Origin of the sequence: Pseudomonas sp. (assembly GCF_036387035.1) — a bacterium.
Classification (GTDB): Bacteria; Pseudomonadota; Gammaproteobacteria; order Pseudomonadales; family Pseudomonadaceae; genus Aquipseudomonas.
The window spans coordinates 1-11,134 of record NZ_DASVUM010000143.1; the positions used below are offsets into that span (position 1 = coordinate 1).

Here is an 11,134-nt window from a genome sequence, read left to right on the forward strand (position 1 = left end):
CACGAAGGGGCCGGTACATCCATCGGATATCTGGTGTTTCGGATAGAGCATTCGCGAGCAAGCTCGCGCCCACAGGGAAGGGGGGGCTATTAGCAAAAATGTCGCGCCTGAGCTGGCCTCTTCCCGGCTAAAGCCGGTCCCACTAAAAGCACCGCGTACACACTGTGGGACCGGCTTCAGCCGGGAAGAGGCCAGTTCAAACACCCGATAATTCGAGGTGTGATCGTTCCCACGCTCTGCGTGGGAATGCCGGCCCGGACGCTCCGCGTCCTGCTGCAACCTCATCATCCCTGCCACCAGACGACGCGGAGCGTGGTGGGCTGCATACCCACGCAGAGCGTGGGCACGATCAATAAGGGCGGGCAAACGCTAGGACCTGTGGGCGTGAGCTTGCTCACGAAGGGGCCGGTACATCCATCGAATATCTGGTGTTTCGCATAGAGCATTCGTGAGCAAGCTCCCACTGGGTTGTCCGTTGGCCGCCCGATCTGCGTAAGTCCAGCAGGGTGGGGCTACTGCTTGAATGGCCAACCGACGATCTTCTTCGGCCGTGGCGTCGCGTAGGTCCGTACTTTGGAAGTCTTCAAGCCCAGACGCACCAGCGACTCGGCCAATGCCACCGCGGCGGTGACGCCATCGACCACCGGCACGCCGGCGCGCTCGCGGATTTGCTGGTCCAGCCCGGCCATGCCGCCGCAACCCAGGCAAATCACCTCGGCCTTGTCCCGCGTCACCGCCTCGATGGCTTGCTCGACGATGGCCTCGACCGCCCGCTCCGGCGCGTCTTCGAGCTCCAACACGCTCATACCGCTGGCCCGCACCGAGGCGCAGCGCTCATACACACCGGCCAGTTTCAGGCGGTCTTCGATCAACGGTACCGTGCGGTCCAGCGTGGTCACGACGGCGTATTTATGACCCAACAACATCGCCAGGCTGGCCGCCGCTTCGGTGATGTCCACCACCGGCACGTCGAGCAATTCCTGCAAGCCTTCGCGGCCGTGTTCACCGTAGCCGGCTTGAATCACGGCGTCATAAGGCCCCTCATAGGACATGACCCGGTCCATCACCGCGATGGCCGCCAGGTAACTTTCGAAATTGCCTTCCACTGACTCAGCGCCGAAGCGGGGTGTCAGCCCAATGATCTCGGTGCCGGGCGAGGCCACACTGCGGGCCTGCTCGGCGATGGTCTCGGTCATGGATTCGGTGGTGTTGACGTTGACGATCAGAATTCGCATGGACAACTCTCGCGCGGGAAACAAGGCCGGGCGTCTGGCCCGGCGTCGTCGCGCACGATATCAGTCTTTGATCGGCACCGGTGCCTGCAGGGCAATGAAGCCCTGGTCGCGCATGGCTTGCCAGAAGCCGTCGGGCACCTGGGCATTCAGCGCCGTGACATCCTCGATGATTCGCGAAGGCCGGCTGGCACCTGGAATCACCGCTGCCACCAACGGATTGGCGAGGACAAACTGCAGGGCTGCGGACTTGATATCGACCTGGTACTGCCGGGCGATTTCCTGAATGTGCGCCACCTTGTCGAGCATCGCCGGCGACGCTTCCTGGTATTCGAAATGCTTGCCGCCCACCAGCACGCCTGAGCTGTAAGGCCCGCCGACGACGAACTCGGCGTTGTGCTGGCGGGCCTTGTCGAACAAGCGTTGCAGCGGCTGGTCATGGTCCAGCAATGAATATCGGCCTGCGAGGAGGAAGCCGTCTGGCTGGGCTTCTTCCAGGTCCAGCGTCAGTTCGCACGGCTCGACACGGTTGACGCCCAGGCCCCAGGCCTTGATCACGCCTTCCTCACGCAAGCGGGTGAGGGCGCGGAAAGCCCCGGTGCGGGCGATGTTGAAATGCTCGATCCAGGCATCGCCATGGGCGTCTTGCGCGACGTCGTGGACGAAAACGATGTCCAGACGGTCGGTGTTGAGCCGTTGCAGGCTCGCCTCAATGGAGCGCAGCGTGGCGTCGGCGGAGTAGTCGGTGACGATTTTGTTTTTCAGGCCTTCGGCGAACGGACCGCTGCGCGTCTCGGTGTCGATCTCGTCTGAAATCAGCCGGCCGACTTTGGTGCTCAGGGTGTACTGGTCGCGGGACACGCCCGCCAGCGCCTTGCCCAGTCGCTGCTCCGAGAGCCCGGCGCCATAAATGGGCGCGGTGTCGAAATAGCGGATGCCCTGATCCCAGGCGGACTGGACGGTGGCGGCCGCTTCTTCTTCGTCGATGGTGCGGAACATGTTGCCCAGGGGCGCGGAACCGAAGCCGAGGCGGCCAATGATCTTGTCGTGCAGACTCATGGGAAGTGTCCTGTGCGGTGTGGCGTCTATGAATACGCGGGCTGCAGCGTGCGGGATACGGCGCGAGGCAACCGGCGCGGCGTTCTTTACTGACTGTAGATCGGTTCAGGGGTTCTTGGCATCGTGAGCGGACCTTCACACGCCGCAGGCGCCTGCTAAGCTCACCCGATCAAAACAGGGCCTTATCGGCCCCACTCAACGAGAGGAAACTGCCATGCAATCTCACACACCCGACGCTACGCCTGTCGCGCCGCGCCCAGCACCTCAGCCTGGCGACGAAGAGGCAGGATTCGATGCTGACATCGATCCGGGCAACGAGGACCCGGGCTCGCAGTTCGACAGGGACGCCACGGTGCCGCTGATTGACCCCGACAAAGGAAGTGGCTCGCAGACGCCCGCGCGTTAGAAGCGCGTTTGAAGCGTCAGGCGGCAAGTGCACCTAGAGGTGCACTTCGACCGCGAGTGGCAGGTGATCGGACAAATGCGTCCATGGCCGCGTACCCAGGATTTTTGGATCATGGCTGGTGGCGTTGCGCAGGTAGATCCGGTCCAGGCGCAGCATCGGCAGGCGGGCAGGGTAGGTCTTGGCCAGCCGGCCTTGACTGCGTTCGAACGCCTCATGCAGGTAGCCGCAGCGCTGAAGGCGCTTGTTGCCTTGCAGCTGCCAGTCGTTGAAGTCGCCAGCGATCACCACCGGGGCATCGTCCGGCAGCGAGTCGAGCAGGTCGCACAGCAGGTTCAACTGCAACTGTCGGTGGCTTTCAAGCAGGCTGAGGTGCACGCAAATCGCATGAACCTCCGCATGCCCCGGCACTTGCAGCACGCAATGCAACAGCCCACGCCGCTCCGGCCCGGTGATCGAGATGTCCAGATTGCGGTAATGCAGAATCGGGTATTTGGACAGTAGCGCGTTGCCGTGGTGGCCGTCGGGGTAGACCGCGTTGCGGCCATAGGCGAAGTCCGTCCACATGCTGTCGGCGAGAAATTCGTAGTGCGGCGTGTCGGGCCAGTCTTCGTACTTGGCGGCGTGGCGGTCGTGGCCGCCCAGTACTTCCTGAAGAAACACCAGGTCGGCCCCGGTGCTGCGCACGGCTTCACGCAGCTCCGGCAAGATGAAGCGCCGGTTCAGTGCGGTGAAGCCCTTGTGGGTGTTGACGGTCAGTACGCGCAGTTTATGCACCTCGCGCACCGAGGACGGGTCTGGAGGGGTAGCGTTGAGGCCAGCGGGATCGGAGGTCACGCCCTCACTCCTGTTTCGGGGGATGTGCTATTCCGACCGAGACGGGCGGCGGCAGTTCAGCTTTTAGCTGGGACGGGCTCTAGCCGGGGGATTTCAACAGCCAGTGAGAGCTGTTGCAGAGTCGCCGGCCTCTTCCCGGCTGAAGCCGGTCCTACTGAATCAACCCGGGCGCTACACCCGCGTGTCGACCGGGGCCCTTCGCGACAGCACAACGGCCAGCGTCAGTGCTGCCACCGACAGCAACGCGGCAAAGAAGAAAATCCAGCCGTACCCCATGCCCAGCGCCACGGCGCCCATCAGCGGCCCGGCGATGGCCAGCGCGAGGTCAAAGAACACCGCATAGGCGCTCAGTCCCGCGCCGCGGCTGCTGTTGGGCACTTGCTTGATGGCTTCGACGCCCAGCGCCGGGTACACCAGCGACAGGCCAAACCCGGTCAGCCCTGCACCGATCAACGCGACGGTGGTGTCAGGCGCCAGCCACAGCAGCACCAGGCCAAGGGTTTCGACCGTCATACAAGTGATCGCCGAGCGAAAGCCGCCGAAGCGGTTGATCGCATTGATAAAAAGCAAGCGCGCGACGATAAAGCAGACGCCGAACACCGTCAGGCACCAGGCCGCGCCTTCCCAGCCACTGGCCACGTAAAACAAGGTGATGAAGGTGGTCAGCGTGCCGTAGCCGATGGAGGACAGGGTCAGGCTCAGACCAAACGGCGCGACACGGCCAAATACCGAAAAGAACGCCATGCGCTCGCCGCGGACCACCGGGATCGGCGGTTTTTTGCGGATCAACAACAAGGCCCCGGCCGCGAGCACGAACAGAACCACGCCCAGGCTGGCGAAGCCCAGCGCGCCAACCATCAACACCCCCAACGGCGCGCCGATGGCGATGGCACCATAGGACGCAATACCGTTCCAGGAAATCGAGCGGGCGGTGTGTTCCGAGCCGACCTGGCCGATGCACCAACTGATGGTGCCGACGCCGATCAAGCCCTGGGACGCACCGAGGAACAGCCGGGCTATGATGAGAATGGTCAGGCTGGCCCCGGCAAAGCGTTCCAGCAGCACGGCCGCCAGGGTGAGCACGCCGCTCAGGGCGATCCCGGACAGACCGTAGACGATGGCGCGCTTGGTGCCGATGGTGTCGCAGATTCGTCCGGCGACCGGGCGGCTTAGCAGCGTTGCGAGATACTGCGCACCGATCACCAGCCCGGCGATCACCGCGCTGAAGCCCAGCTGGTTATGGACGTAGCCAGGCATCACTGCGATGGGCAGGCCGATGCACAGGAAGGCGATAAAGGTGTACACAACGATGGAGACGATTTGCAGCGTGATCGCCATCGAACTGGCGTCACTGACAGGCGTATTGGGCGGCAGGGCGGCAGACATGGGGACTCTTCGCTGGAGCGGTGGGAGTGGCTCATCATGGCGTGTGATGTGGGGAAATGAAAGCAGGCTAACGGTTTTTTCCGGGATTTTGATGGCGCTCATGCCGGCCTCTTCCCGGCTAAAGCCGGTCCTACTTTTTGCGCCGGTGATTTCGCTGCACGGGGCGCACCGAGTCCCGCTTACTCCGTGCATTCCTCCGTGGGACCGGCTTCAGCCGGGAAGAGGCCCGTCCTGCTGAGGCAACATAGGCGGCAAAGGACGCGCACAAAAAAGCCCCGTCATAGGGGACGGGGCTTCTGGTTTCAGCATCACTCTGTCAGCGCAGGGCCCTGATCAGAACGCAACGCCCTGACTGCGCAGGTAATCGTCGTAGGTGCCGCTGAAGTCGGTCACGCCGCTGGGGCTCAGCTCGATGATGCGGGTGGCCAGGGACGAGACGAACTCGCGGTCGTGGCTGACGAAGATCAGCGTGCCGGGGTAGTTCTCCAGCGCCAGGTTCAGCGCCTCGATCGATTCCATGTCCAGGTGGTTGGTCGGTTCATCCATGATCAGCACGTTCGGCTTCTGCAGGATCAGCTTGCCGAACAGCATGCGGCCTTGCTCACCACCGGAAATGACCTTGACCGACTTGAGGATCTCGTCGTTGGAGAACAGCATCCGGCCCAGGGTGCCACGAATGACTTGCTCACCTTGCGTCCATTGCCCCATCCAGTCGAACAGGGTGACGTCATCTTCGAAGTCGTGTGCGTGGTCCTGGGCGTAGTAACCCAGCTCTGCCGCGTCGGTCCACTTGATCGTGCCGGCGTCCGGGGTCAGTTCATTGACCAACGTGCGCAGCAGGGTGGTTTTACCGATACCGTTCGGGCCGATGATCGCCACGCGCTCGCCCGCTTCAACCTGGAAGCTGAAGTTCTTGAACAGCGGCTTGCCGTCGAAGCCTTTGGCCATTTGGTCAATGATGACCGCCTGACGGTGCAGCTTCTTGTTCTGATCAAAGCGGATGAACGGGCTGACCCGGCTCGAAGGCTTGACCTCGGCCAGCTGGATCTTGTCGATCGCCTTGGCACGTGAAGTGGCCTGCTTGGCTTTAGAGGCGTTGGCCGAGAAGCGGCTGACAAACGACTGCAGCTCGGAAATCTGGGCTTTCTTCTTGGCGTTGTCCGACAGCAACTGCTCGCGGGACTGGGTCGCCACGGTCATGTATTCGTCGTAGTTGCCCGGGAACAGACGCAGCTCGCCGTAATCCAGGTCAGCCATGTGGGTGCACACGCTGTTGAGGAAGTGACGGTCGTGAGAAATGATGATCATCAGGCTGGAGCGCTGAGTCAGGATGTTTTCCAGCCAGCGAATCGTGTTGATGTCCAGGTGGTTGGTCGGTTCGTCGAGCAACAGCACTTCAGGGTCGGAGAACAGCGCCTGGGCCAGCAAGACACGCAGTTTCCAGCCAGGGGAGACCTCGCTCATCGGGCCGAAGTGCTGCTCGATGCCGATGCCCAGACCGAGCAGCAACTCGCCAGCGCGGGATTCGGCGGTATAGCCGTCCATTTCAGCGAATTCGGTTTCCAGTTCGGCAACGGCCATGCCGTCTTCTTCGGTCATTTCCGGCAGCGAGTAGATGCGATCGCGCTCGGCCTTGACCTTCCAAAGCTCTTCGTGACCCATGATCACGGTGTCGATGACCGAGAAGTCTTCGTAGGCGAACTGGTCCTGGCGCAATTTACCCAGACGCACGTTCGGCTCGAGCATCACCTGGCCGCCAGACGGCTCCAGATCGCCGCCGAGGATCTTCATGAAGGTGGACTTGCCACAGCCATTGGCGCCGATGAGGCCATAGCGATTGCCACCGCCGAATTTGACCGAAACGTTCTCGAACAGCGGCTTGGCGCCAAACTGCATGGTGATGTTAGCTGTGGAAATCAATTGCTTATCCTGGATTGTTTACAAAGGGGCTGATTGGCGATGACCATCGACGCCTGGTGGCGATTGCTCGTGATCCAACCAGCAGCCTTCACGTCACTGTGTGGGTGACATGACCTGATGAAGATGGGTGAACGGGAGCAGCGTCCGATACGGGTTCAACCGGTGGTCAACCTGCACGTGCTGGCGGGCAGCAGACGCTCAGGTTCGGGCAATGCGCTACGACCCTGCGAAAGGCTCAAGCGGCGCATGCCAATTCGAGGCGCGGCAGTGTAACACCGTCTTGATTATCCACCTACCGCCGCTCGCCGGTGAGCGGCGCGTGCTCAGGCCGGCTCGACCTGCGACCTGACCTTGTTGACCGTCGAATGATGGGAAAAAACGATGCAGCCGATGAGCCGCGAAAACAGGCCGAGGGTCTCGACGAGGTCCGGGCTGTCAAAGGAACTGGCTTTGGAATCGAGCAGGCACAGCGCGCCGAACAGCTGACCGTCGGGGAGTGTGATGGGCACGCCGATGTAGCTTTCAATCGCATAACGCTTGACCACGGGGCGGCCGGCATAGCGGTCGTTCTGGCTGATGCTGGGGATAATCAGCGCCTGAGGATTCTGCCGAAGCTCGTTGCACAGGGTCGTTTCCAACTCCAGCACTTCGCCTTCTTCTATGCCCATGTGGATCTCGTCATAGACCGCACACGCGACCCATTTCGACTCCGTGAATTTGGCGATGCCGGCAAAGCGCATGCCGGTCAGTCGCGTCACCAGCTTGAGGACATTGGTGGTTGCTTCGACTTCGGCGATGGCCGAACGCTCTGCAATGGTCAGCAAATCCGGGCAGAGCAAGGAATCCACAGCCATTGTCGGCTCCATGTCAATGTGGGGTGGCGGCCGGACGGGGCCACACATGACGCGCAGATTAGCATTTTGTAGGGCAAGCGTATCTCCCGCTCGCCTTGCTGCGACTATTTGCCAAGGGCGGGCGGCTGAAACCGCACGAGGTGACGTCCTTAAAGCTGGTGAGTGAACCGCTGCACCGCCCCAACCACTTGTCGCGCGCCTTCCTGAATTTCCACGATCACGCTGCCGGCCTGGGTCGCCAGCGAGAGGCCTTGTTCCGCCTGGCTGCGCGTGCTGCCCATGTCCCTGACCACCTCATCCACCAGCTTCTGGTTCTGCTGCACCACCGCGACGATTTCCTCGGTGGCTGTGCTGGTACGCCCGGCAAGCTGACGGACTTCATCGGCTACCACAGCGAAGCCCCGACCTTGTTCACCGGCGCGGGCGGCTTCGATGGCGGCGTTGAGCGCCAGCAAGTTGGTCTGTTGGGCGATGCCCCCGATGGTTTGCACGATGGTGCTGATCAGCAACGACTGCTTGCCCAGCGCCTCCATGCCATGGGACGCGGAGAGCATCTGATCGGCGATGCCGTTCATGGTCTGCACCGTGTCGTTGATCACTGCCGCGCCACGCTGCGCCGAAACATCGGTGCGCTGCGAAATCTCGAACGCGGTGCCCGCCGCGCTACTGATGTCGGCCTCTCGCCGGACTTGATCGGTGACCACGGTGGCGAACTTGACCACTTTGTACAGCTCACCCTGGGTGTCGTGGACCGGGTTATAGGTCGCTTCGAGCCAGACCTCTTCGCCACGGCTGTTGATGCGCTTGAAGCGGTCTGCGACAAACTCGCCGTTGTTCAGGCGTTTCCAGAACGCCTTGTAATCCTCGCCCGCTGCAAATTTCGGGTCACAGAACAGGCTGTGGTGCTTGCCGAGGATCTGGTCCTGGCTGTAGCCCATTTCCTTTAGGAAGGACTGGTTGGCTTTCAGCACGTGGCCGCCGAGATCGAATTCAATCACCGCCGTCGAGCGCAGCAGTGCATTGATGAACGACTCGTTTTCCCGGGCCTTGTTGACTTCAGCGGTGACGTTGGTCGCCAGGCACTTGAGGGCAACGAGGCGGCCCTGGTCATCCTTCAACGGCGACCAGGTGGCGTGAATCCAGATCAACGGGCCGTTCTTGCTGACGAAGCGGTAATTGTCAGTCACGGCCGTGCCGTTGCCGGCGGCAGTCTTGAAATTGCGGAAGCAGGGCATGGCCGCCACATACGTCGGGACGAACGCGGCCATGGGCTTGCCCAGCAGTTCGTCGTGGGTATAGCCGATGGCGGCGCAAAATTTGCTGTTTGCGTCGGTGATGCACAACTCGGAATCCACCGTCAGCGAGAGCATTTCCTGCATGAGGGCGTCGTGGAAATTTTTAAGCGCGACAAGCTCCGAGCTCAGATTGGAAACCTGCTTCTTGATTTTTGCATTAAACATCTACCGAACTCCTTGAGTGCTCTCCATTGCTTAATGTCGGCGCACGCTTGCCGAAATTAAGCCCGGTCGTCAGATGTTTATAGATCAAGTACAGGCACCCGGCATGGCGCTGCAAGGAATTGCGGACAAGAAAAAGCCCGCGATGGGGGGTGCGGGCTTAAAGTCAGTCTTGGAGGAGCAAGTGAAGAGTACCGCCCTCAATGTGAAAAACCTGTGAACACATCTCAACAACAGTTAATAAATAGCCCTCGTCAAAAAAGCCTTCACGATGGACTTCGCCGAAGGGCTGACTTTTTTATCGCCCAGTTCTTTGCTGGTGAACCATTTGCAGTCAGCAATTTCATTATGCGGGGCGGGTGTGGCGATCATCGTGACCGACACCTCGAAGACGTGATGCAGGACGGCGCCGCCTTCAAACCGACTGACATAGGCCAGGTCTTCCAGGATCAGCCCCGTCTCTTCGCGCAGTTCGCGGGCCGCAGCCTGGGCGGGCGATTCGTCGGCTTCGACTTTGCCGCCCGGCAAATTCCACCTGGCTTTGGGTTTGCGCACGTAGAGAATCTGGTCGTCCCGACGGCAAATGACTGTGGCGCGTTCTATCATGGTGTTCCTCCACCGTACAACCCGCAAAAGCGACTGCCATACGTACGTTCATGCGGTTGTCACAAAAGCGTCATAAAGCCCTTTGAAGCAGTAACGGTGCCAATGTTCCCTTACACCGTCATAAATCGGCCGATGTGCGCAAAACAGTAGCGGCGCCGACAGTCGTTCGGGCTAAACGGGCCCGGTAGCACATTCTTGCGGCCGGTCAGCCTGGGTTACGCGCCCCTCTCCCTGTGCTTTTCGTCTGCCAGCGGATGACATCGTGCCCGCCACACGATGGACGGTCTGCCCCAATGTACGGGCATGCGCGGTGATGGCGCACGGCGCACACGCGTGGGGCCTGAGTCTCGCCACGTGGGGTGTTCAGTAGCGCCTGCCTGTAGGCATTCAGATGCCCGGACGACGGTCTTTCCCGCGCTGTTGCGTTCAGGTCGTTGAAAACACCGGCAATTCCCCGGGCTTCTTTTACCGCTCACCTCTGTGGCACACTTTCTGCTGTCTATTCCGTTGTGGCAAACACGGTTCCGCTATAGCGGAATAAATATGACTGGCGGAGTGACTCTCATGCGGCGCGGATCCCTTTCTTTGAAAGCTTGTGCATTGGCCCTGATAACGGCGGCGACGTTGGCAACGACCGCGAACGCAGCCGACAGCAAACTCGACAGCGTGCTGCAGCGCGGCCACCTGATCGTCGGGACGGGGAGCACCAATGCGCCCTGGCACTTCCAGGGGGCTGACGGCAAATTGCAGGGCTTTGATATCGACATCGCACGCATCGTCGCCAAAGGTCTGTTCAATGACCCGAGCAAAGTGGAATTCGTGGTGCAGTCTTCCGACGCGCGCATCCCCAACCTGTTGACCGACAAAGTCGACATGAGCTGCCAGTTCATCACCGTCACGGCCAGCCGCGCCCAGCAGGTGGCTTTCACGCTGCCTTACTACCGCGAAGGCGTCGCGCTACTGCTGCCGACCAACAGCAAGTACAAGGAAATCGACGACCTGAAAGGCGCCGGCGATGGCGTCACCGTGGCCGTGCTGCAGAACGTCTATGCCGAGGAGCTGGTGCATCAGGCACTGCCCAAGGCGAAGGTCGACCAATACGACAGCGTTGACCTGATGTACCAGGCCATCAATTCCGGCCGTGCCGATGCCGCCGCTACCGATCAGTCCTCAGTGAAATACCTGATGGTGCAGAACCCGGGTCGCTACCGCTCGCCAGCGTTCGCCTGGAGCCCTCAGACCTATGCGTGCGCCGTCAAACGGGGCGATCAGGACTGGCTGAACTTCGTCAACACTGCCCTGCATGAAGCCATGACCGGGGTTGAATTCCCGATGTATGCCGAGTCGTTCAAAAAATGGTTCGGCGTGGACCTGCCGACC

10 protein-coding genes and 1 pseudogene are annotated in these 11,134 nt (G+C 61.2%); 2 read left to right on the plus strand and 9 right to left on the minus strand.

Annotated elements, in window-relative coordinates; genetic code table 11:
- Positions 1-512: 512 nt before the first annotated feature.
- On the minus strand, positions 513-1,235 hold the full coding sequence (locus tag VF672_RS13800; protein WP_331105140.1) for an aspartate/glutamate racemase family protein: 723 nt from the start codon (positions 1,233-1,235) through the stop codon (positions 513-515).
- Between the two features lie 60 nt (positions 1,236-1,295).
- Complete coding sequence (locus VF672_RS13805) at positions 1,296-2,291, minus strand: aldo/keto reductase (protein WP_331105141.1); 996 nt, start codon at positions 2,289-2,291, stop codon at positions 1,296-1,298.
- A gap of 214 nt (positions 2,292-2,505) precedes the next feature.
- Here VF672_RS13805 and VF672_RS13810 point away from each other — a divergent pair, with 214 nt between their 5' ends.
- On the plus strand, positions 2,506-2,697 hold the full coding sequence (locus VF672_RS13810) for a hypothetical protein (protein WP_331105142.1): 192 nt from the start codon (positions 2,506-2,508) through the stop codon (positions 2,695-2,697).
- Positions 2,698-2,730: 33 nt separating this feature from the next.
- On the opposite strand, the gene VF672_RS13815 is transcribed toward VF672_RS13810, so the two are convergent.
- From VF672_RS13815 to VF672_RS13840, 7 genes and pseudogenes are all read right to left on the minus strand, one after another.
- Positions 2,731-3,480, minus strand: a complete 750-nt coding sequence (locus VF672_RS13815; protein WP_414705607.1) for an endonuclease/exonuclease/phosphatase family protein — start codon at positions 3,478-3,480, stop codon at positions 2,731-2,733.
- Positions 3,481-3,702: 222 nt separating this feature from the next.
- Positions 3,703-4,917: an MFS transporter gene (locus tag VF672_RS13820; RefSeq protein ID WP_331105144.1), complete on the minus strand. Its 1,215-nt coding sequence runs from the start codon at positions 4,915-4,917 to the stop codon at positions 3,703-3,705.
- Between the two features lie 333 nt (positions 4,918-5,250).
- Positions 5,251-6,837 (minus strand): ABC-F family ATPase, encoded by a 1,587-nt coding sequence (locus tag VF672_RS13825; protein ID WP_074883050.1) that lies wholly within the window; start codon positions 6,835-6,837, stop codon positions 5,251-5,253.
- Between the two features lie 323 nt (positions 6,838-7,160).
- Positions 7,161-7,691: a GAF domain-containing protein gene (locus VF672_RS13830; RefSeq protein WP_331105145.1), complete on the minus strand. Its 531-nt coding sequence runs from the start codon at positions 7,689-7,691 to the stop codon at positions 7,161-7,163.
- 149 nt (positions 7,692-7,840) lie between these two features.
- Positions 7,841-8,395, minus strand: a complete 555-nt coding sequence (locus tag VF672_RS24625) for a methyl-accepting chemotaxis protein (protein WP_414705608.1) — start codon at positions 8,393-8,395, stop codon at positions 7,841-7,843.
- Positions 8,378-9,151 (minus strand): annotated as a pseudogene (locus VF672_RS24630) (PAS domain-containing protein); the annotation flags it as partial. The gene VF672_RS24625 and the pseudogene VF672_RS24630, both read right to left, overlap by 18 nt.
- A gap of 234 nt (positions 9,152-9,385) precedes the next feature.
- Complete coding sequence (locus VF672_RS13840; protein WP_331105147.1) at positions 9,386-9,754, minus strand: NUDIX hydrolase; 369 nt, start codon at positions 9,752-9,754, stop codon at positions 9,386-9,388.
- 564 nt (positions 9,755-10,318) lie between these two features.
- Here VF672_RS13840 and VF672_RS13845 point away from each other — a divergent pair.
- On the plus strand, positions 10,319-11,134 hold an 816-nt coding region (locus tag VF672_RS13845; protein WP_331105148.1), incomplete at its 3' end, for a transporter substrate-binding domain-containing protein.

Excerpts from the sequence above, each read along its gene's own strand:
- VF672_RS13820 (WP_331105144.1), bottom strand. The coding sequence starts at position 4,917 with ATGTCTGCCGCCCTGCCGCCCAATACGCCTGTCAGTGACGCCAGTTCG.
- VF672_RS13830 (WP_331105145.1), bottom strand. The coding sequence starts at position 7,691 with ATGGCTGTGGATTCCTTGCTCTGCCCGGATTTGCTGACCATTGCAGAG.
- VF672_RS13810 (WP_331105142.1), top strand. The coding sequence starts at position 2,506 with ATGCAATCTCACACACCCGACGCTACGCCTGTCGCGCCGCGCCCAGCA.
- VF672_RS13800 (WP_331105140.1), bottom strand. The coding sequence starts at position 1,235 with ATGCGAATTCTGATCGTCAACGTCAACACCACCGAATCCATGACCGAG.
- VF672_RS13840 (WP_331105147.1), bottom strand. The coding sequence starts at position 9,754 with ATGATAGAACGCGCCACAGTCATTTGCCGTCGGGACGACCAGATTCTC.
- VF672_RS13805 (WP_331105141.1), bottom strand. The coding sequence starts at position 2,291 with ATGAGTCTGCACGACAAGATCATTGGCCGCCTCGGCTTCGGTTCCGCG.